Origin of the sequence: Paraburkholderia azotifigens (assembly GCF_007995085.1) — a bacterium.
Taxonomy (GTDB): Bacteria; Pseudomonadota; Gammaproteobacteria; order Burkholderiales; family Burkholderiaceae; genus Paraburkholderia; species Paraburkholderia azotifigens.
This window is the reverse complement of the sequence record NZ_VOQS01000005.1, coordinates 412,634-433,973: the sequence shown is the minus strand read 5'-3', so window position 1 is coordinate 433,973 and position 21,340 is coordinate 412,634. Positions and strand designations below refer to the sequence as shown.

19 protein-coding genes are annotated in these 21,340 nt (G+C 65.5%); 13 read left to right on the top strand and 6 right to left on the bottom strand.

The window, feature by feature from the left end; translation table 11 throughout:
- Window positions 1-757 precede the first annotated feature (757 nt).
- The 5 genes from FRZ40_RS33710 to FRZ40_RS33690 all read right to left on the bottom strand — a co-directional run bounded on the left by FRZ40_RS33710 (window position 758) and on the right by FRZ40_RS33690 (window position 6,004).
- Window positions 758-1,720 carry a LysR family transcriptional regulator gene (locus FRZ40_RS33710; RefSeq protein ID WP_028364331.1) on the bottom strand — a complete coding sequence of 321 codons (963 nt, stop codon included), beginning with the start codon at window positions 1,718-1,720 and terminating at the stop codon, window positions 758-760.
- Between the two features lie 79 nt (window positions 1,721-1,799).
- Window positions 1,800-2,606 carry a hypothetical protein gene (locus tag FRZ40_RS33705; RefSeq protein ID WP_147237096.1) on the bottom strand — a complete coding sequence of 269 codons (807 nt, stop codon included), beginning with the start codon at window positions 2,604-2,606 and terminating at the stop codon, window positions 1,800-1,802.
- Window positions 2,603-3,517, bottom strand: a complete 915-nt coding sequence (locus tag FRZ40_RS33700) for a substrate-binding domain-containing protein (RefSeq protein WP_028364329.1) — start codon at window positions 3,515-3,517, stop codon at window positions 2,603-2,605. The genes FRZ40_RS33705 and FRZ40_RS33700 overlap by 4 nt, the downstream gene beginning before the upstream one ends.
- A gap of 102 nt (window positions 3,518-3,619) precedes the next feature.
- Window positions 3,620-4,057 (bottom strand): c-type cytochrome, encoded by a 438-nt coding sequence (locus FRZ40_RS33695; RefSeq protein ID WP_028364328.1) that lies wholly within the window; start codon window positions 4,055-4,057, stop codon window positions 3,620-3,622.
- Between the two features lie 126 nt (window positions 4,058-4,183).
- The gene (locus FRZ40_RS33690) at window positions 4,184-6,004 is read right to left on the bottom strand and encodes a methanol/ethanol family PQQ-dependent dehydrogenase (protein ID WP_147237095.1); all 1,821 of its coding nucleotides are present in this window, start codon (window positions 6,002-6,004) and stop codon (window positions 4,184-4,186) included.
- A 369-nt stretch (window positions 6,005-6,373) separates the two neighbouring features.
- Here FRZ40_RS33690 and FRZ40_RS33680 point away from each other — a divergent pair, with 369 nt between their 5' ends.
- The 9 genes from FRZ40_RS33680 (at window position 6,374) to FRZ40_RS33640 (ending at window position 14,462) form a co-directional block, all read left to right on the top strand.
- Window positions 6,374-6,760 carry a 4a-hydroxytetrahydrobiopterin dehydratase gene (locus FRZ40_RS33680; protein ID WP_028364326.1) on the top strand — a complete coding sequence of 129 codons (387 nt, stop codon included), beginning with the start codon at window positions 6,374-6,376 and terminating at the stop codon, window positions 6,758-6,760.
- 225 nt (window positions 6,761-6,985) lie between these two features.
- Window positions 6,986-8,047: a beta-ribofuranosylaminobenzene 5'-phosphate synthase family protein gene (locus FRZ40_RS33675; protein ID WP_147237094.1), complete on the top strand. Its 1,062-nt coding sequence runs from the start codon at window positions 6,986-6,988 to the stop codon at window positions 8,045-8,047.
- Between the two features lie 90 nt (window positions 8,048-8,137).
- Window positions 8,138-9,064 carry an NAD(P)-dependent methylenetetrahydromethanopterin dehydrogenase gene (locus FRZ40_RS33670; protein ID WP_028364323.1) on the top strand — a complete coding sequence of 309 codons (927 nt, stop codon included), beginning with the start codon at window positions 8,138-8,140 and terminating at the stop codon, window positions 9,062-9,064.
- A gap of 18 nt (window positions 9,065-9,082) precedes the next feature.
- On the top strand, window positions 9,083-10,306 hold the full coding sequence (locus FRZ40_RS33665) for an ATP-grasp domain-containing protein (RefSeq protein WP_147237093.1): 1,224 nt from the start codon (window positions 9,083-9,085) through the stop codon (window positions 10,304-10,306).
- Window positions 10,281-11,384 (top strand): methenyltetrahydromethanopterin cyclohydrolase, encoded by a 1,104-nt coding sequence (gene mch / locus FRZ40_RS33660; protein WP_028364321.1) that lies wholly within the window; start codon window positions 10,281-10,283, stop codon window positions 11,382-11,384. Before FRZ40_RS33665 ends, mch begins: the two co-directional genes overlap by 26 nt.
- Window positions 11,381-12,391 (top strand): ATP-grasp domain-containing protein, encoded by a 1,011-nt coding sequence (locus FRZ40_RS33655; protein ID WP_193567054.1) that lies wholly within the window; start codon window positions 11,381-11,383, stop codon window positions 12,389-12,391. Before mch ends, FRZ40_RS33655 begins: the two co-directional genes overlap by 4 nt.
- A complete protein-coding gene (locus FRZ40_RS33650; RefSeq protein WP_147237092.1) occupies window positions 12,378-13,262 on the top strand; it encodes a triphosphoribosyl-dephospho-CoA synthase in 885 nt (294 codons plus the stop codon). Before FRZ40_RS33655 ends, FRZ40_RS33650 begins: the two co-directional genes overlap by 14 nt.
- Before the next feature lie 134 nt (window positions 13,263-13,396).
- Window positions 13,397-13,906, top strand: a complete 510-nt coding sequence (gene fae / locus FRZ40_RS33645; protein WP_028364318.1) for a formaldehyde-activating enzyme — start codon at window positions 13,397-13,399, stop codon at window positions 13,904-13,906.
- Between the two features lie 139 nt (window positions 13,907-14,045).
- A complete protein-coding gene (locus tag FRZ40_RS33640; RefSeq protein ID WP_147237091.1) occupies window positions 14,046-14,462 on the top strand; it encodes a hypothetical protein in 417 nt (138 codons plus the stop codon).
- Between the two features lie 61 nt (window positions 14,463-14,523).
- Here the strand turns inward: FRZ40_RS33640 and FRZ40_RS33635 are convergent, their stop codons facing one another.
- Window positions 14,524-15,003, bottom strand: coding sequence for a dihydroneopterin aldolase (locus FRZ40_RS33635; protein WP_147237090.1), 480 nt, complete (start codon window positions 15,001-15,003; stop codon window positions 14,524-14,526).
- A gap of 331 nt (window positions 15,004-15,334) precedes the next feature.
- Here FRZ40_RS33635 and FRZ40_RS33630 point away from each other — a divergent pair, with 331 nt between their 5' ends.
- From FRZ40_RS33630 to FRZ40_RS33615, 4 genes are all read left to right on the top strand, one after another.
- Window positions 15,335-17,443, top strand: coding sequence for a sigma-54-dependent Fis family transcriptional regulator (locus tag FRZ40_RS33630; RefSeq protein WP_147237089.1), 2,109 nt, complete (start codon window positions 15,335-15,337; stop codon window positions 17,441-17,443).
- Window positions 17,444-17,461: 18 nt separating this feature from the next.
- Entirely contained in the window at window positions 17,462-18,061 is a 600-nt protein-coding gene (locus FRZ40_RS33625; protein WP_028364314.1) for a flavoprotein, read from the top strand.
- Window positions 18,040-19,428, top strand: coding sequence for a DUF6513 domain-containing protein (locus FRZ40_RS33620; protein ID WP_147237088.1), 1,389 nt, complete (start codon window positions 18,040-18,042; stop codon window positions 19,426-19,428). The genes FRZ40_RS33625 and FRZ40_RS33620 overlap by 22 nt, the downstream gene beginning before the upstream one ends.
- Before the next feature lie 174 nt (window positions 19,429-19,602).
- Window positions 19,603-21,312 (top strand): OmpA family protein, encoded by a 1,710-nt coding sequence (locus FRZ40_RS33615; RefSeq protein WP_147237087.1) that lies wholly within the window; start codon window positions 19,603-19,605, stop codon window positions 21,310-21,312.
- The last annotated feature ends 28 nt before the right edge of the window (window positions 21,313-21,340 follow it).

The following is a 21,340-nucleotide window of genomic DNA, read 5'->3' as shown; positions in this document are numbered from 1 at the left end:
ATCTGCGGTTTGCCTGCGCAGGGCGAAGGTTTCTTGCTGCGCTGGCATCCGCGGTTTCGTAGCGGTTTGCTAGCGTTGCCCCTGTGCGGGGCGGCACCTACTTTTCTTTGCAGCGGCAAAGAAAAGTAGGCAAAAGAAAGCCGCTCACACCGCTAATTCTTGTGTTCGCCTGCGGGCCCCGACGGGTCCCGCACTCCACACGGCAACGCAGTTTTCAACGCATGTTGCCAGCGCCTTCAACAGGCACATCACCCACTCCAGTCACCCATAGCACAGCCAGCGGCAGCGACTCGTCTGCGCCGCCCAGGTGGCAAACTGTGTGTAGCTTGTCGCGCCTTACGCGTTGGCGCTTCTACGACACCGATCCCGCTTTTCAGTCCGGAGTGGTGCACTTCCCTCGCGACTGCCTACACACAGTTTGCCACCTGGGCGGCCGTGGACTTTCTGGTAACGCGGTCCGTGACGCGGGCATGCGAAGCGGGTGATGCGTGAGTTAGCACGCTGGCAACGAGCAAGAAATAGCGTGTTGCCGTCTGGAGTGCGGGACCGGCTGGGGGCCCGCAGGCAATAACTAGCATTGGCGGTGTTAGCCCGCTTTCTTTGCTTACTTTCTTTGCGGCGGCAAAGAAAGTAAGTGCCGCCCCGCACAGGGGCAACGCATGAAGTACAGATACGAAATCGCGGATGCCAGCGAAAAAAACAAAAAGCAAAAGACAAAAAACCAGAATGGCGACTGCGTCGCAGACAGAAAAACCGCTCACTGCCGCGCCCGCCGCGCAGACAACGGCAACACCAGCTCAGCATATTCCTCTTCAAGAAAAGGCTCGGCACGCTCGAGCAAAAACCTCCGAAACATCACACAAGTCGGCGACAGCTGTTTAGAGGAGAGATGCACGATCTGCCAGGTCCGCTCAACGGGCGTCCCGTTCACATCGAGCAAGGCGATTTCGCCCATCCGCAATTCGAGCCCAAGCGTATGCAGAGAAATAAGGCTCACGCCCATCCCGGCCATCACAGCCTGCTTGATCGTCTCATTGCTGCCGAGCGTCACGCACCGTGACGGCGTAAAAAGATGCTGCCGAAACGTATGCTCGGTCACAGCCCGCGTCCCCGACCCAGGCTCACGCAACAAAAAAGTATCCCCTGCAAGCTCCTGCAAGTCGAACCGACGGGCATCGCGCAAAGGATGCGAAACGGGCGCAATGATCACATGCGGATGATAGGCAAGCGGCTCGGCCGTCGTGCCAAGTTCAGGCGGCGGCCTGCCCATGATCGCGAGATCCGTCGCGTTGTCCTGCAGCAGCCGCAGCAACGTCTCGCGATTGCCGACCGAAAAGTGCACGTCCACCTTCGGATACTGCTTCGAATACAGCGCAAGCAGCTTCGGCGCAAAGTAAGTCGCCGAACTCACGATGCTCACCGTGATCGAGCCGCTGTCCGCCTGTGCAAGCGATGTCATCGTGTCCTCGGCATCCTTGATCTCGCCGAGAATGCGGCTCGCGTGATGCGACAGCCGTTCGCCCGCTTCCGTCAGCGTGAGGCGTCGCGCAATCCGCTCGAATAGCGGCATGCCGATCGCCTCCTCCAGCTGCCGGATCTGCATCGACACCGCCGGCTGCGTCAGGTGCAGCTCCTCCGCCGCACGCGCGAAACTCGGCAAGCGGCTTGCGATCACGAAGATCTGCAATTGCCGGAGCGTCAGCGAGCGGATCAGGTTCATCATGCGTTCCCATGCGCACAGCGAATCGCGACGGGCAGCGGGCACGCCACCGCACGTCGCTCACGGCACATCGACAGATTCAGCGGCTCGCGCGCGGGGCGTTGTCAGGCTTCGGCGAAGGCGACTTCGTACCGTTCGCAGGCGGCTGCAGCTTGCGCAACGAGCCTTCATAGCTCAACGATGCCGTCTTCAGCGGATGCGCGAAGTCGTCGTTGTCGCCGGGCACATCGGTGCGCAGCAGCGACACGCCGCCGGGCACGCCGTCGGCCAGCACGAACGTGTAGCGCTTGCTCGTGAACTTCGGAAAGCGCTGCGCATTCGGATCGTGCAAATACGGCTGGATCACAATCTTGCGCGCCTTCACCGTCTTGCCGTCGAGCTGCACCGTCGCGTCCGTGATGGGCGGGCTCGCGGCCAGCGCAAGCCGCACGCGCTGCTGGAAATAGCGCCGCTGGCCGCCCGTCGCCTGCTCCATCTCCGCGATATCGCGCTCGAGAAAATACAGGATCACGGGATTGCACGGCAGGTTCTCAGGCAACCGCACCTTGCCGCTCGCATCGCTGACAGAGGCGTCGCTTTTCGCGTTATCGGCGCTCGCGACGAGCACGCGCACTCTGTCCGTCTGCTTGTCGGGCGGCGCCGACACGACGAGCGCATAGTCCAGCTCCGTCTGCGACGCGACGCCATGCAGATGCGGCGTGAGAAACAGCAGCTTCTCGGCGGGCGCGATGGGCGCTTCCGCGCCGCTGGCGCCGCCTGCCGTATCGGCCGAATGCGCCGGCTGCGGCAAGGTCATCGACACCGCGAGCGCCGCCAGCGCGGCCGCGCCGCGCCACGCGAACGCACGCGCGCCGACGCGTGCGCCTGCTGCACAGGTGCCCGTCATTTCGGCGCATCCGCGGCGACAGGGGCGCTCGCCAGTGGCAGGAGCGGCACTTCGTAGCTGGTCAGGATCTGGTTGATGTTGTCCTGATGCGTGGCGATCCACTGATCGATCTTGTCGTGCCACGCCTTCTCGCCATAACGCACGCCCATCGAGATTTCATAGTCGAAGCGGATGCCCTGCTGCGGCGGGAACGGCACGAGCTTCACGCGATCGCTCGCCTGCTTCGCGAAGTAACCCGCAATCGGCCCCCACACGAACACCACGTCGACGTTGCCCTGCGCCAGATCGTGCTGGATCATCTCGCCCGGAAACGCGTTCGGATCGCCGCTTTGCGCACGATACGACACGGCCTGGTCGATCAGATTGTTCGACAGCAGCCAGTCGACGGCAGGTGTCTGCGTGAAGATACCGAGCTTGAGTTTCTTCAGCTGATCAGGCGGAAGCTTCAGCAGATCGGCGGGTGCATTGATGCTCGCAAACTCGGGACGCTTGTTGAACACCATCGCATACGTGGAATGCAGCCACGGCCGCGTCGTCGACGTCATGTCGTAGCCATGCGGCACACCGATGATCAGATCGCATTTGAACTGGTCGCTGTTTTCCACCTTGTCGCGCAACGTATGCCGCACGAAGCCCATGCGCTGCGGAAAATACGTGTATTCGAGCTTGTAGCCGAAGTCTTTGGCCATCGCGGCCGCGATCTTGTTCTCGAAGCCTTCGCCCTTGTCGTTCGACAGCGGCATGTTGTTCGGGTCGGCGCAGACGCGCAGCACCTTGTCGGCGCCGTCGTTGTTCGGCAGGTTCGGCGCGGGTGCGCCCTGCGCGCGTGCCGGGGGAACACCGACGCAGACACAGCACAGCGTCAGCATCGCACAGACGGCATGGACGACGGGAGTTCTGCGATCGGACATGGAGGTCTCCGGGTTTTGCGTCATGAGGCGTGGCGCGCCATCTGAAGCATGCGGGCGCAGGCTTGCAAGCGCGTCACGCAGAGTCGCATGACGCCGGTTGGCTCATTTGGCATCGATCGCCTGCAGATCGCCCGGTTTGATCGCGCCGTCGGAGCGGCCCTTCAGGTATGCGAACAGGTTTTCCCAGTTCTTCTGCATCATCTGGCTCGAACTGAAATCGGGCATGCCCTTGTCGACACGTCCGCCGAATACCGTGCGATGGAATTCGTTCTTGTCGAGCGTCTTGAACGCGTCGATCAGCGACGGTCCCACGAGTCCTTCCTGCTTCGCGCCATGGCAGCGTTCACACGCCAGCGCGCGCCAGGTTTTCCATCCCTGCAACGTATCGCTGTCGACCCTGTTGCCGTCGACAACCTTATAGGCGACCTTCTGAACCTGAGGCGCATCCGACGACTGCCCCCAGCTATTGGTCATGACAACAGGTAAAGCGCTCAACGCGAGTAACGCACCTGCAAGCGACAGCACAACGCGGCCTTTCATGCGTTCGTCTCCCTAATATCATTTCGATTGAAGCTGCTTGTCATTCAGATCGGCGGAGCCGAAGACCACATACAGGCGTCTTCGGCCACGTCACTGCTGCTGCGAAACCTCTATGAAACGGCGCGATCAGCCGTTCGTTCCGCCCGGAATGGCGAAGATGAACAGCGTCCCGCCGAGAGCCGTGTACTTCGCCAGCTCGCGATAGCCGCCCACGGCGCCGAGGCCTTCCGTCGACTTCTGCAGGCCGGCTGCCATGCCGATGCCCGCCCAGCCGCCGATGCCCGAATACACGCCCACGAACTGCTTGCCCTGATACTCATACGTGAACACGTTGCCGATAATTCCCGACGGCGTCTTGAACTTCCACAGTTCCTTGCCGTCCTTGATGCGCACGGCCTTGATGTAGCCTTCCAGCGTGCCGTAGAAGACGATGCCGCCTGCCGTCGCCAGCGCACCCGACCACACCGAGAAGCGTTCCGGCTTCGACCAGACGATCTTGCCTTTCGCCGCATCCCACGCGATGAAATTGCCCATCGCGCCCTTCTCGTTCGGACCCGGATACATCGACAGCGTCGCCCCCACGTACGGCTGGCCGGACACGTAATCGACATCGAACGGCTCGTAGTCCATGCACACGTGATTGGTCGGCACGAGGAACAGATTCGAGCCCGGATCGAACGAAGCAGGCTGCTGGTCCTTCGAACCCAACGCAGCCGGGCAGATGCCCTTCACGTTATGGTCCGGACCCGCCTTTTGCGTCGAGTACGACGCGTTGCGGATGGGCAGACCGCTCTTCAGGTCGACGCTGTCCGCCCAGTTCACGGCCGGGTCGTACTTCTGCGCTACCAGCAGTTCGCCTGTCTCGCGATTGAGCGTATAGCCGAAGCCGTTACGGTCGAAGTGCACGATGGCGGGCGTCTTCTTGCCGTTCATCTGGATGTCGGCGAGGATCATTTCGTTGACGCCGTCATAGTCCCACTCGTCGTGAGGCGTCATCTGATAGACCCACTTCGCCTTGCCCGTATTCAGGTCGCGCGCGAAGATCGACATCGACCACTTGTTGTCGCCGGGACGCTGCGTCGGATTCCACGTGCCCGGATTGCCCGTGCCGTAGTAGACGAGATTCAGTTTCGGATCCCACGCGTACCAGCCCCATGTGGTGCCGCCGCCGAGCTTCCACTGATCGCCCTTCCAGCTCTTGATCGACGAATCCGCGCCGACGGGCTGCATCTTGCCGTCTGCCCAGGTCATCGTCTGCTGCGGGTCGAGCAGCATCTCGTTGTCGGGCCCGGTGCTGTACGCCTTCCAGGCTTCCTTGCCCGTCTTGATGTCGTACGCGATCAGACGGCCGCGCACGCCGAACTCGCCGCCGGAGATGCCCGTCAGCACCTTGTCGCCGAATACGTGCGGCGCGTTGGTGTTGGTTTCGCCCGCCTTCGGATCGCCGTTCTGCGCGGTCCAGACCACGTCGCCCGTCTTCGCGTTGAGCGCGACGAGTTTGGTGTCGGCCTGCTGCAGGAAGATCTTGCCGTCGCCGTACGCGAGACCGCGGTTGACGGTATCGCAGCACATCACGGAGATCACCGACGCGTCCTGCTTCGGCTCGTATTGCCAGATGAAGGTCTGATCCTTCAGGTTGATCGCGATGACCTTGTTGGGGAACGGCGAGTGGATATACATCGTGTCGCCGATCACGAGAGGCGAACCTTCGTGACCGCGCAGCACGCCCGTCGACATCGTCCAGGCGACCTGCAACTTGCCGACATTGCTTTCGTTGATCTGCTTGAGCGGGCTGTACCGGTGATTCGCATAGTCACCTGCCTGCGCCGCCCAGTTCGATGGGTTCTTGATCAGCGAGTCCAGTTGCGGATCGGCATATGCAAGGAACGAGTTCAGCGCCGTCGCAACCAACACCGCCAGTCCAAGAACCAGGGTGCGTACGTTCATGTCTCCTCCAGAATGGGTGATACTGGTTGAAACCGTCCAGTTACCGATGACACGCTACCGGGTTGCTCCAGCCGCGCCTCTGGAAGCAGGTAACGCCTTTGCTGCGCCGGATCCATTGCCCGGCCCATGCGTATGACGGCGGATCGCATATTCCATGCCGGTCGCGTGCGCGTGCTGCCAGACGGCCTTCCGGCGTCAACGTGTTGCGCTTCGCGACGTGCGGCGGGACATACTGTGTCAGATACGCAATTCGCAGGACGGCGCATGGCAGGCGCAGCGGAGCACGCGGCGGCGCCGGGTTTGCAAAGCGCATAGAGGCGCACGGCCTCCTATGCGATTCCCCTCTTACGACATGAGCGGAGGTTCGTCATGACGCAAAGCGAACAGGTGTATTCCGACGAGGAAGTCCAGAAGAAACTCGAAGGTCCGTTGCAGCACTGGTATCTCGAAGACGGCTGGCTGCGGCGCAAGTACCGCACGGAAAGCTGGAAAGGCACGCTGATGGTGGTCAACACCGTCGGCCATCTGGCGGAAGCGGCGTGGCATCACCCCGATCTGACCGTCTCGTATGCGTTCGTCGTCGTGAAGCTGAAAACGCATACGGCAAAGGGCATCACCGACAAGGACTTCGCGCTCGCGCGCAAGATCGAGGAAGTGATCCAGTGGCAGCCGGGCAAGGAAGGCGGCCCGCTCGAAGGCACGCCCGCCGACGATCAGCGCTTCCGCTATATCAAGTACGACGCGCCGAAAAGCTGACGGATGTTCAGCGTTCACAACATGCCGCTGGTGATGCCGCTGGTGATGCTGCTGCGCGACAGCCCGTAGCGGCAGCGGCTCGCGCTGCGCCGTGCCTGACACGCGATGCCGCGCGTGCCGCGGCGCGCTGTGCGTGGTACGGCTCTTGCCTGAAGGCGAATGACGCCGCTGCGCCAGTTCGTCTGGCCGTGCTCACGCCTACACGTTTCGACAAGGAAGCTTCGCATGCCGATGTCATTCGAACGCACGTCGACACTGCCTGCCATCTCGGCGATCACCGTCGAAGCGCCCGGCCGGCTGCATCTGGGCTTTCTCGATCCCGGCGGATCGCTGGGACGCGCGTTCGGCAGCATCGGCATCGTCATCGAAGGATGCGGCACGCGCGTCACCGCGCGGCCCGCCGACGACGCGCAGATCGAAGGCGCACACACCCTCGCTCAACGCGAACGCATCGAACGCTATCTGCATCTGCTGCACGACGCGTATGGCGGACCGCCCGTCTCGATCGAAGTCGAACAGGCGGCCCGCGCGCATTGCGGAATCGGTTCAGGCACGCAGCTCGCACTCGCCGTTGGCACTGCGTATGCGCGGCTGGCCGGCATTTCCGCGACGACGGCGGAACTCGCGCAACGGCTCGGGCGCGGCGCGCGTTCGGGAATCGGCGTACTCGGTTTCGATCATGGCGGGCTGCTCGTCGACGGCGGTCCGGGCCGCGCGGAGGCAGCGCCTGCCGTCGCGTCGGCAGGCGCTGCCACGTTGCCGCCGATGCTCGCGCGCCAGCCGTTTCCCGACGACTGGCGCATCGTGCTGATCGACGACACCACGCGCGAAGGCCTGCACGGCGACGACGAAAAGCGCGGCCTTGCGGCATTGCCGCCGTTCCCGCAAAAGCTCGCCGCCGAGGTCTGCCATCAGTTGCTGATGCGCGTGCTGCCCGGCATGGCGCAAGGCGATTTCGACGCCTTCGCCGCCGGCGTCAGCGAGATCCAGCAGTCGATCGGCGAATACTTCGCGCCCGTGCAAGGCGGCGTCTATTCGAGCCCCGCCGTCGCGGCGGCAATGCAGGCCATCGCGGCGAACCAGACGGCGGGCGTCGGACAAAGCTCGTGGGGGCCGACGGGCTTCGCGTTCGTGCAGAGCTCGCGCCACGCCGACGATGCGCTCGCGGCAGCCCGCGCGGCGACGCGCGCGTTCCCCGGCATCGTGTGTTCCGTGACGCGCGGCCGAAATTGCGGCGCGCGCTTTTATGCCGTCCAGCAACCGCGCTTCGGCCGCGACGCGCAATGAGCCGGATGCCCGCCTATCCGCCGACGTATCGAATGATTGCGCGCCAGCCCCTCGCGCACGCCCCATATTGACTACGAAAGAGCCGACGCCATGTCCCAAACCACTGAAAGGCCCTACATCCTGCACATGTTCACGCCGACGCCGCAGATGAGCCCGTTCGACGTCAACATGGCCGCCGACGCCGGCTACGAGATCCTCGTGCCCTACTGCGACGTCGACGTGCGCAACGTCGTGCAGCTGACCCAGGACGCGATCTTTTCGCGCGGCCCGAAAGGCGTGTCGCGCACGGGCATCTTCATCGGCGGGCGCGACGTGATGCTCGCCGCCGACATGCTCGACCGCGCGCGCGAAGCGATGGTGCCGCCGTTCGAAGTCTCCGTGTTCGCCGATCCGAGCGGCGCGTACACGACATCGGCGGCGCTCGTCGCGCTGGTCGAACGTCATCTGAAGGCGCAGTACGGCGAGGAACTGAAGGACAAGCATGTGCTGATACTCGGCGGCACGGGCGCCGTGGGACGCGTGACCGCCGCGATTGCGGCGACGCTCGGCGCGCATGTCACGATCGCAAGCCATTCCGATGCGGCGCGCGCGGAACGCGCCAGTCACGACGTCGACGAACGCTTCGGCATCAGGACTTCCGGCGTCGGCACGGGCACGCCGCAAACGCTGCACGCCGCGCTCTCGCACGCCGATATCGTCTTCGCGACGGCGGCGGCCGGCGTGCAGGTGACGAGCGCCGCCGATCTCGCGCAGGCGCCGCGCCTCCTGATCGCCGCCGACGTCAACGCGGTGCCGCCCGAAGGCATCGCGGGCGTCAACGTGATGGACGACGGCAAGCCGCTCGCGGGCGCCGTGCGTCCCGATGCCATCGGCATCGGCGCGCTCGCGATCGGCAATGTGAAGTATCAGGTCGAGCATCGGCTGTTCACGCGCATGCGCACAGCCGGCAAGCCCGCGTACCTCGGCTTCACGGAAGCGTTCGACGAAGCGCGCGCCGTCGTCGCCGAGCGCAGCTAGCGCACAGCGAGGCACGCCATGCCGTCGATGTCCGCGAGCGGCGGCCGCTCACACCTTTCCGTATCCGCGCCATTCGTCGCGGTGGCGGGCCTGTCGGCGCGCATGCTCGCGCAGTCCGCCGCGCATGCCGGTTATCAGGTGGCCGCGCTCGATCTGTTCGGCGATCGCGACACGCGCCGCTACGCGAAGCTGTGGCTCGATACGGGCGGCAGCGGCCTGTCAATCGATCGCGGCAAATTGCACGCGTCGCTGGAACGCGTCGCGCGGCTGCCGCGCCTGATCGGTTATGTCACGGGCAGCGGGATCGAGCCGCACATCGGCTGGCTGCAGGAGACGGCGAGACTGCCGCGCCTGATCGGCAACGACGCCGACGCAACGGCGGCCGTGCGCGATCCGCGGCGCTTCTTCGTGTTACTCGACGAGTTGGGCATCGCGCATCCCGCAGTCGCGTTCGAACGACCCGCGCAACCCGAAGGCTGGCTGCGTAAAGATTCCGATGGCTGCGGCGGCACGCATATCCATGCAGCGGCGCAATCAGACACGCAGGCCGGCTATTTCCAGCGCGTCAGCAAAGGGCTGTCGATGTCGGCGCTCTTTGTCGCTGCACAGCGCGAAGCGACCGTGATCGGCTACGCGGAGCAGCTTCATGCCGCGACGGGCGCGCTGCCGTATCTGCACGTGGGCTCGCTCGGTCCCGTCGATCTGCCCGCGCCGATCGCCCAACAGATCGACCGTGCCGTGCATTCGATTACGGCGCGCGCGAATCTCGTCGGAATCAACAGCCTCGATTTTCTGCTCGACGGCGACACGATCCGCGTGCTCGAAGTGAACGCGCGGCCCTCGTCGACGATGGCCTTGTACGAACGCGCATGGCGCGACGCATGGCCGCGCGGTCTGCTCGCCCTGCATATCGACGCGTGCCTGCATGGCCGTTTGCCGCCCGCGCGCATCGGCGCGCCGTCATGCCGCGCCGCACAACAGGTCGTGTTCGCGCCGCAGGCCTTCACGGTCACGCGCCGTTTCAGCGACGCGCTCTTCGTCGATCCCGTCTGCCACGACATCCCGAACGCGGGCACGCGCATCGAGCGAGGCCAGCCGGTCTGCACCGTGCTCGTGACGGTGAACGGGCACGCGTCGCGCGCCGCCCTCCGACACGAATTGCAATGCCATACGCAGCGCCTTTTACAACGCATCGAAACCAGCACCGAACCTGCCCATGAACTCGTCGACTCCCACGGCTGAACATGGCGGCCACGCGCCGCCGCCCATTGCGAGCGACGCGCCCAGCGTCAACGCGCTCGCCGCGCCGCTCGTCGCGCAATTGCTCGCGGATGCCGCACGGCTGCGCATCGCGTCGTCGCGTCATGCATATGGACCCGCCATCGTCGATGCGGGCATCGCGTCGCCCGGCTGCGTCGAAGCGGGCGTGACGATCGCGCGCATCTGCATGGGCGGCCTCGGCCGCATCGAGACGCGCATCAGCGCCGAACACGAGCCGCTCTGGCCCACGATGATCGACGTGCACACGGCGTCGCCCGTGCTCGCATGTCTGGGCAGCCAGTACGCGGGCTGGAGTCTGTCGGCGGGCAAGGAGCAGAACAACGGCAAGAAGTTCTTCTCGCTCGGCTCGGGACCGGCCCGCGCGCTGGCAGGCAAGGAAACGCTGTTCGACGAACTCGGCTATCGCGACCGTCACGACGCGGGCGTGCTGGTGATGGAAGTCGGGCAAGCGCCGCCGCAGATCGTGCTCGAGAAAATCGCCGGCGATTGCGGGCTTGCGCCAGAACAGCTGACCGTGATCGTCACGCCGACACAGTCTGTCGCCGGCACGGTGCAGGTCGTCGCGCGTGTGGTCGAAGTTGCGCTGCACAAGACGCACGTGCTCGGCGTGCCGCTCGGCGAGATGGTCGAGGCGAGCGGCACCGCGCCGCTGCCGCCGCCCGCGCCCGACGGGCTCGCCGCGATGGGCCGCACCAACGACGCTATCCTCTACGGCGGGCGCGTGCATCTGACCGTGCGTAGCGACGCCGTGGCGCGTCGGCTCGCGGCCGAGTTGCCGTCGTCGAATTCGCGCGACTACGGACGGCCTTTCGCCGAAATCTTCGCTTCGTTCAACTACGACTTCTATCAGATCGATCCGTCGCTGTTCGCGCCCGCCGAAGTGTGGGCGAGCAGCCTGGAAAGCGGCGCGACCTATCGCGGCGGCCGGCTCGACGCCGCGCTGCTGCACGCGCTCTGGCAAGGCGACGCATTCGTCGCGAACGAAGACGCAGCGGCCGCGTCGACGACGCCGGGCGTCACGGGTCCGGGGGCGCCATGAACGAGGTGTCGTCGCTTTCGTCGATGAGCGGACTGCGCGTCGCGATCATGACGGACGAAACCGGCTGGCATACGGGCCGACTCAAGAAAGCATTCCGCGCGCGCGGCGTCGAAGCGCGCTGCGTCGATCTCGCCTCATGCCGGATCGATACTTCGTGGTCGCCCTACGGTCTCGCGATTCCCGGCTTCGCGCGCGATCTGCCCGACGCAGTGTTCGTGCGCGGCATCGCGGGCGGCACCTTCGAACAGGTGACGCTGCGCCTCGGCATCCTGCACGCGCTGCGCGAGTGCGGCGTGCCCGTCTACAACGACGCACGGGCGATCGAGCGCAGTGTCGACAAATCGATGACGAGTTTCCTGCTGCATCGCGCCGGTGTCGCGACGCCGCCCGCGTGGGCGACGGAATCGGCGGCGTTCGCCCAGCGCGTGCTGATGCGCGAGACAGCCGCCGGCCGCCGGGTCGTGCTCAAGCCGCTGTTCGGCTCGCAGGGCAAAGGCTTGCGGCGGCTCGGCGCGAACGCCGCGACGGGCGCGCTAGAGCCGCTGCCGCCGCTGCGCGGCTATCGCGAGGTGGCGTATCTGCAGCGCTATGTCGGCAGTGCGCGTGCGCGGCAGCAAGGCTACGACTGGCGCGTGCTGGTGATCGGCGGCCACGCGGTTGCTGCGATGCGGCGAACGGGCGGAAGCGGCTGGATTCACAACGTCGCGCGCGGCGCGCGCTGCGAACCGGCCGAACTCGATCCGACGCTCGCGAGCCTCGCCGAACGCGCGACGGCTGCGCTCGGCCTCGATTACGCAGGTGTCGACCTGATTCCCGATCTGTCGGCGCCCGATCAGACTGGCCTGCCGCTCGTGCTCGAAGTGAACGGCGTGGCCGCGTGGCGCGGGCTGCAATCGGTGACGTCCGTCGATATCGCGGCGGCGCTCGTCGACGATCTGCTCGACCGCAAACTGGCCGCGAGCGGCACGCCGCCGCTGCCTGTCGTGCCGCTTCATGCCGGCCGCTGACCATCCGCACGATCTGTTCGCGCGCGCTCGCGACGCGTTTCTGCTCGCGTGCCGTCTGGACGTCGAAACGGCGAAGCCGGGCAACGTGAGCGTCGCGAGCGCGGGACACGGCATGCAAGCCGCGCAGTTCATCGACAGCGCGGAAGCCGCCGCGCCGGCGCTATTTGCGCGCGGCGCGCGTGTCGGCACGCGCATCCTCGATGCCGTGACGCGCACGCGGCAGATTGCCGGATGCAACACCAACCTCGGCATCGTTCTGCTCGTCGCACCGCTGGCGGCCGCGCTCGAACGCACGGCAACGCTCGACGCCGCGCACTGGCAAGCCGCCGTCGAACAGGTGCTATCGACGCTCGACGTCGACGACGCCTGCGCCGCCTATCGCGCGATCGCGCTCGCCAATCCTGGCGGGCTCGGCGACGCGCCCGAGCAATCGGTCCACGCGCCGCCTACGGTTGACCTGCGCGCGGCGATGTCGCTGGCCGCCGAACGCGACAGCATCGCGCGGCAATACGCGAACGGCTTCGCCGACATCTTCGGCGCGGGCCTCGACGCACTTGCCGGTTCGAACGGCACGACACCCGCTGCGCTCACGCTGAACGTGTTTCTCACCTTCCTCGGCACGTGGCCCGACTCGCACATACTGCGCAAGCATGGCGCGGCCCTGGCGCAAAGTGTCACGCGCGAGGCACGCGAACGTCACGCGCGGGCGCGCTTCGCGGAGCCTGCGGCGCACGCCGCGCAACTCGATGCATGGGACGCCCGACTGAAGGCGCAGGGCGTCAACCCTGGCACGAGCGCCGATCTGACTGTCGCTGCGCTCTTCGCCGGCGCGCTGCTCGACCCGCGACGCTTCGTGAATACCCTGGGCTGAACCGGCCGTCCGACCGATTGGCACGCTTCCTGTTATACGGAAACGTGTTGCGTCCCCCTCAAAAAACGCGCGGCGGCCGCCACGCGTCGCGAGTTCGTCCCACGTCGACAGACCCAATTCACTGGAGGAACAGCATGGCCAAGATAAACCGCGTCCTGGTAGGCGAGTCGCTTATCGGTGAAGGCAACGAAGTCGCTCACATCGATCTGATCATCGGGCCGCGAGGCTCCGCTGCCGAATCGGCTTTCTGCCACGCGCTCACCAACAACAAGGACGGCTTCACGTCGCTGCTCGCCGTCGTCGCGCCGAACCTGATGGCAAAGCCCAATACCGTGATGTTCAACAAGGTGACCATCAAGGGCGCCAAGCAGGCCGTGCAGATGTTCGGCCCGGCACAGCATGCCGTGGCGCTCGCCGTCGCGGACTGCGTCGAAGACGGCACGATTCCGAAGGACGAAGCGGACGACGTGTTCATCTGCGTCGGCGTGTTCATCCACTGGGAAGCCGACGACGACAAGAAGATCCAGGAATTCAACTACAAGGCGACACGCGAAGCACTCCAGCGCGCGGTAGCGGGCGAACCGAGCGCCGCTGAAGTCGTGTCGAAGAAAGCCAGCGCGGCGCACCCGTTCGCCCCGAACTAGGCGTGCCGTATGCATGGAAAGCAATGCCGCGCGCGCGAGCCGTGGCGGACCGCCAAGGTCTGCCGCACTTCGCGCCGCGCGTGTTGCTCCTGCGTTCGTGCGGGAGATGAGTGCAGAACCCTACGCTAAAGGCATCGATATGACCTCACGTTATCGCGCGCGCCTCGCTGTCGCGGCGTTCGCGTGCGTTGCAGTGATCCCGCTTTCCGCATTGGCCGCCGACGCAACGAGTGACGCCGCGCCGCCCGCCAAAGGCTACGACTATCCGACGCAAGGCCGCGTCGAATACGTGCTCGGCTGCATGGACGAGAAGGGCCACGACTTCGCCAACGTCTACAAGTGCTCGTGCACGATCGACAGGATCGCGGCCGTGCTCCCGTATGACGATTACGTGGAGCAGATGACGTTCGCGAAGTACGCGACGCTCGGCGGCGAAGGCGGCAACGAGTTCCGCGTCGACCGTGCGCGCGCGCAGACCAAAAAGTACCGCGCGTTGCAGCAGGAGGCGTATCAGGCATGCGGATTCGGGAAGCCCTCGCCGTCCGCGTCGAAATGAGCTATTGAAGCGTGCGTGCCGCGTCAGCCGGCGGGCACGCCGGATGCGTGCCCGCCGTGCACTAGTCGAAGCGTCCGCACTGCCGTTCGATGATCACGCCGACGGCCGCGACGTCGTCGAACCTGGCGGGCTTGCACAGCTTCACGCGCACCCAATGCGCGCCGAACCGTCCGATCAGCAGTTGCGCGATCTGTTCGGCCAGCGCTTCGAGCAGCTGGACCTTGTGCGTCGCGAGCAGCGTGTGCAGCTCGGCGCGCACGGCCGCGTAATTGATCGTGTCGCCGATCTGATCCGTGCTGCACGCGCGCAGCGACGGCACGCCGATCGCGAGATCGACCTGGACAGGTTGCGGCTCATGCAGTTCGTCGGTGTCGATGCCAATGACCGTCTGCGCGACGAAGCCTTCGATGTACACGATATCGAGCGCCGCGCGTGCGTCGCCGCCGTGCCGCCGTTCCTCGGGTTCGCGCGCGGGCCGCGCGCTCGACGGCAGCACGACAGTAAAATGAATGGGACTGTTTGCCGGGTTGAAACGGTCCATGGAAAGGCTCCGCGTAGAGACCGCGCCTGCGAGGCGCATCGTTTGATCGGGTTCCGTCTGTTCCGCCTTCATGCCGGACGATGCGAAGCAAAAAGCAGGCGCGCTGACCAACACTCGTACGACTATTTATTGATGTATCGCGACACGGGTTGTACAGTGTTCGCTGAGTGCTCTGGATCGGATTCATAACACATATAGCGGTTCTGCGACGCGTGCGAGAGACGCGCGGCATACAGCAAGCACACGGGGAAAACACTTACATACAGCGTAGGCCGCCCCGCTCTCCGGCACCATGGCGAGCACCGAGACCGACGCATCGGAGACGCCCCTAATGTCATCGCTCGTTGACATCAATTCGCACGTCCGGGATGTACTGAACATCGTCAATAATCAGCCTGCCGCGTGCTCGATGAGCCATTCCGTCGCGCAATCGTGGACGCGCTGTCTCGTCGATTTCGGACTGGACCCCGGCCGTTTCGTGATGCCGCCTGTTCTCACGCAGCCTGAACTGACCACGCACCGTGAGGCCGCCGGCGACCTGATCGCCTGCTCGAAGCTGGAAATGACCACGCTCTACCAGCAGCTCGCCGATCCCGACCTCGCCGTGATACTCGTCGATGCAAACGGCGTGATCGTGCATCAGGTGTCGTCGGTGCCGTTCGGCGAGGCCGTCGCCGCCGACGGCCTGCGCGTCGGCGCCGTCTGGAGCGAGCGCGAAGCGGGCACGAACGGCATGGGCACGTGCCTGACCGAGCGCGAATGTCTCGCGATCTATCAGCACGAGCACTTCTATCCGCGCTATACGTCTCTCACCTGCTCGGCTGCGCCGATTTTCGACGAGCGCGGGACGATCGTCGGCGTGCTCGATGTGACGAGCCGCTCGAAGATGCTGCAGCAGCATTCGCTCGTGCTCGTGGGCATGTCGCGGCAGATGATCGAAAACCGGCTGATCGATTCGCGCTACCGGCGCGCGAACACAGTGCACTTTCACAGCCGCCCCGAATTCGTCGGCACGCTGCACGCGGGCAAGCTGGCCGTCGACGACGACGGCGTCGTGCTCGCCGCGAACCGCAGCGCGCTGTTCCAGCTCGATCTGCGCTCGCCCGACCAGCTGTGCGGCAAACGGATCGAAGAAGCATTCAGCGCAACACTCGAAGACATGATTGCGCGCAGCATCCGCGGCTCGTTTCATCCCATCACTGTCTATAGCGCGCACGCCAACAACCGTTTCTTCCTGATCGCGCAAACGCCGCGCGATGCCGAGTCGTTCGGCGGCGCGAGCCAGGCCGCGCCCAGTGCGCGCGGACCCTGGAGCGACGTCTCGCTCAATCGCAGTCCGCGCGCGAAGAATTCCCGCGAAACGCGCGAAGCGAAACCGGCGGCTGCCGGGCTCGACAAGCTCTCGCATCTGGAGTTCGGCGATCCGCGCATGGCCGCGCAAAGCCAGCTGGCCGCGCGCGTGATCCAGCGCAAGATCCCGATCATCCTGCGAGGCCAGACGGGCACGGGCAAGGAAGTCTTCGCCAATGCGCTGCACAGCATCAGCCCCAATGCGGCGGGCGCGTTCGTCGCGGTGAATTGTGCGTCGTTGCCCGAGACGCTGATCGAAAGCGAGCTGTTCGGCTATCGCGCAGGCGCGTTCACGGGCGCGCAGCGCGAAGGCCGGCGCGGCAAGATCGTGCAGGCGAACAACGGCACGCTGTTCCTCGATGAAATCGGCGACATGCCGATGGCCTTGCAGGCGCGGCTGCTGCGCGTGCTCGAAGAACACGAGGTCACGCCGCTCGGCGCGGAAACCACGATCAAGGTCGACTTTCAACTGATCAGCGCGAGCCACCGCAATCTGCTCGATCTGGTGCAGCGCGGCCTGTTCCGCGAAGACCTGTACTACCGGCTGAACGGCATCGAGATCAACCTGCCGCCGCTGTGCGAACGCGCCGACCTGCTGCCGCTCGTCCAGCACATCCTCGAAAGCGAAGCCGACGATCCGCCCGAACTGAGCGCCGAGGCGCGCCAGGCGCTCGTCAACTATGCGTGGCCCGGCAACATCCGGCAGTTGCGGCACGTGCTGCAAATGGCGATCGCGCTATGCGACGGGCCGGAAATCCGTTGTGCGCATCTGCCCGCCGAAATCGTCGACGAATCGAGCGGCACTCAAACCCGCGCTTCCGCTGCGGGCCAGTTCGCGCAGGCTTCGCGCGCGGCCGCCGCCGCACCGCCGTTCGACGACGACATCGACCTGTCGGCGCTCAACGCCATCCAGCTCAAGGAACGCGAGACGGTGCTGGCCATGCTCGACGAGCATCGCTGGAACGTCAGCAACGTGGCGAAGACGCTCGGCATCAGCCGCAACACCCTGTACCGGAAGATGCACAGACTGCATATCCGGCTCTCGCACGACGGCGCACAGGCGACGGCGGATGTTGAGCGCGGCGCATGAATCGCACGTGAATCGCGCATGAATGCACCCACGCCCGCCCGCCGACCAGGCGTGTTCCGTCCCGACGCGCGTTTTGCGTGGTGCATCACGGGCTCCGGCCACATGCTGGAGGAATCGATCGATATCGCGCTCGCACTGCCGGGCGTCGATCTGTTTCTGTCCGCGGCCGGCGAGGAAGTGTTGCCGCTGTATGGCTGGACCGTGCCGAAGCTGCGCGAGCATTTCCGCGTGGTACGCGACAACAGCGCGAGCAGCGTGCCCGTCGGCATGCTGTACGAAGGCATCTATCACACCGTCGTGATCGCGCCCGCCACCAGCAACACGGTCGCCAAATGCGCGTTCGGCATCTCCGATACGCTGCCGACCAATCTCTACGCGCAGGCGGGCAAGCAATGCGTGCCCGGCATCGTTTTCGCATGCGACACCGAGCCGAGCGTCATCACGCAAAGCCCGCACGAATGGGTCGAAGTGCGTCCGCGCGCGATCGAACTCGAGAACGTCGAACGGCTGGCGCGCATTGAACATACGACCGTCGCGCGCTCGCTCGACGCATTGCGCGCGGCATTGAGCGAACGGCTGTCGAACCTCGGGCTCGCATGGAACACATCGTCTTCCTGACCGGCAGGCTCGCCGAAAAAAGCGTCGTGCAGGTGCTGGAAGGCATGACGAACATACCGTTCACGTGGGAAGTGCGCGAAATCGGCTTGCAGGTCGCTGCGTTGATGACGGCGGACATGATCCGCCGGCGCGTCGCACTGCCGCTGCGCGCGGACCGGATGATCGTGCCGGGGCGCTGCCGCGGCGATCTCGCGGCATTGAGCGAGCATTTCGGCGTGCCCGTCGAGCGCGGGCCGGAAGAAGCGAAAGACTTGCCGCAGCACTTCGGGCAAGCGGCCCGCAAGTTCGATCTGTCGCGTTACACAACGGAGATTTTCGCGGAGATCGTCGACGCGCCGCGGCTCGATCTCGACGGCATCGCCGCGCGCGCGCAGCACTATGCCGATCAGGGCGCGGACGTGATCGACGTGGGCTGTCTGCCCGACACGCCGTTTCCGCATCTCGAAGACGCGGTGCGCATGCTGAAGGCGAAAGGCTATCGCGTGAGCGTCGATTCCATGGTGGCCGACGAACTGCTGCGCGGCGGACGCGCGGGCGCCGACTACCTGATGAGCCTGAACGTCGACACGCTATGGATCGCCGACGAAGTGCCCGCAACGCCCGTCGTGGTCGCGCGCGAGCCGCGCGATACGGCCTCGCTGCATCAGGCGATCGATACGCTGACGGCGCGCGGCAAACCTTTTCTCGCCGACCCGATTCTCGATCCCATACCGTTCGGCTTTGCCGCGTCGATTGCGCGCTATGTCGCGTTGCGCGAGCGTTATCCCGACATCCCGATCATGCTCGGCGTCGGCAATCTCACGGAGCTGACGGAGGCCGACACGAGCGGCATCAATGCCGTGCTGCTCGGCATGGCGGCCGAACTGAACGTGTCCGCCGTGCTGACGACCTCCGTCAGCCTGCATGCGCGGCGCGCCGTGCGCGAGGCGGATGTCGCGCGGCGCGTGATGCATGCCGCGCACGACGCACAGGTGCTGCCCAAAGGCATCGATCCCGCGCTCTGCGCGCTGCATGCCAAACGCCCCTTTCCCTACGATGCCGACGAAATCGCCGCGTTTGCCGCACAGGTGCGCGATCCGAATTTCCGCGTCCAGGTCACGACGGACGGCATCCACGTGTACAACCGCGACACGCATGTCGTCGAAAGCGATCCGTTCGCGCTGTATCCGCACCTGAAGCTCGAACACGACGGCAGCCACGCGTTCTATATGGGCGTGCAGACGGCGCGCGCGGAAATCGCGTGGCAACTGGGCAAGCGCTTCGATCAGGATCAGGCGCTCGACTGGGGCTGCCAGGTCGACCGGCCGGAAGAAGACCTCAGTGTGTGGTGCGCGCCCGGCACGACGAAGAAGAAAAGCACGTCGTAGCCTCCATCACCCTCGGTCCCTTCGTCGAAACCGATCTGTCGGCCGCTTTCTATTGCGCGCGATCGCGCTGTCAAATTGTGTCAACCGCTGCGTCTATCATCGGCACTCCGTATAGTCTGTGCGTCCTGCGGACGGGTCAGCGTGACCCGTCCTTGAACCACAGGAAACGAGTCGATGAGCATCAACGTTTTTAAATTGCTGGAGACGGTCCTGAACGAGGATGTCGTCCGGAACCTCGGGACGGCCGTCGGTCTGTCGCCCGATCTCACCCGCAAAGTCACCGACGCCGCCGCGCCGGCGCTGATGGCCGCGATCATGCATCGCGGCAGCACGGCCGACGGCGCGCGCAGCCTGTTTTCGGCGATCCAGTCGCCCGATGTCGATGCGCACATCGGCAAGCAGCTGCCCTATCTGCTCGGCAGCACGACCGACCTCGCCCGGCTCGAGGCGACCGGCCGCGGTCTGCTGCAGAAGCTGACGGGCGATCGCGTCGGCGCACTGGCGGAAGCCCTTGCGTCGCAGACGGGGGCATCGCCGCTGACCTCGCTGTCGCTGTGCAGCGTCGTCGGCGCAACGCTGATGGGCCTTCTGAAGCAGCACTTCAGCACGTCGCAGGGCTTCGTTGGCCAGCTGCCGACGCTGCTCGGCCATCAGGCGCCCACGGTCAGCGCGCGTCTGACGGACCGGATCGCCGACGCGCTCGGGCTCGGCAGCGCTGCGACGTTCGGCAGCGTGATCCTGTCGAAGCTCAAGGACGTGTCCGCGCATCTCGACCATCCCGTGCCCCCCGTTCGTCCCGTCAGCGTACCCGTCTCGCCCCTCGCCGCCGATCAGCCGACGCTCGCGCCCCGTCGCAAGCATGGCTGGCTGTGGTGGGTGCTGGCGCTGATCGTCGCGGCGCTCGCCTGGCTGTTGCTGCGCTCGTGCAGCAGCCCCCACGATCAGGTCGCGCAGACGGCAACGCACGACAAGGCTGCTGCCGCGCCGGCCGCCGAACAGACGGCATCGGCGACGGCGGCGTCCGCTTCGGCTGCTTCGGCTGCTTCCACGCCTGCCATCGCCGCATCCGCGGCGGCGGCCCCGGCGCCGACGGCCGACTCCCATCTTTCGTTCACCGTCGACAAGAACGGCCTGCCCGCCATCAAGGCAACCGTCGGCAGTGAAGCCGAAAAGCAGCAGCTTCTCGACGCCCTGAAGAAAAAATTCGGCGCGACGAATCTGAACGCGGATATCACCGTCGATCCCGCGACGAAGCCGGCCGGCTGGCTCGCCCATCTCGACGGCCTGCTGCCGCTGATGGCGCAGCCGGGCGCCGAGGTGAAGATCGACGGCAATCATCTCGAACTGAGCGGCACGGCCGCCGACGCGAAGCTCGGCTGGCTCGACAAGCTGAAAGGACTGTTCGGTCCTGCATTCGATATCGGCGTATTCAACGTGCAGCAGGCCGTCGCGGACGCGACGCAATCGTTCCGCGCTGCGCTCGGCGGGCTGCTCGGCAACGGCGGCTCGTGCGCGAGTGCGGACGTCGCGAAGGTGCTGAATCTGCAGGTCGTGAACTTCGCGGCGGGCAGCGCGAAGGTTCCGGTGTCGGCCGCCGACGATCTGCGCCAGTCCGCGAGCGCGCTGAAGACCTGCGCGAATGCCGGCAAGCCGGTGCAGCTCGAAGTGGCGGGCTATTCAGACAACATCGGCAACGCGCAAGCGAATGCCGCGCTGTCCAGACGGCGCGCCGAGTCGGTGCGCACGTTCCTCGTCGCGCAAGGCGTGCCCGCCCGCACGCTGAGTTCGCAAGGCTATGGCGCCGAGCGCCCCGTCGACAGCAACGACACGGAAAGCGGCCGCTTCCATAACCGGCGCATCGAGTTCGCGTCGCAGGCCCAGTAAGCCGCACGCTCGCACGGCGGAACACAAT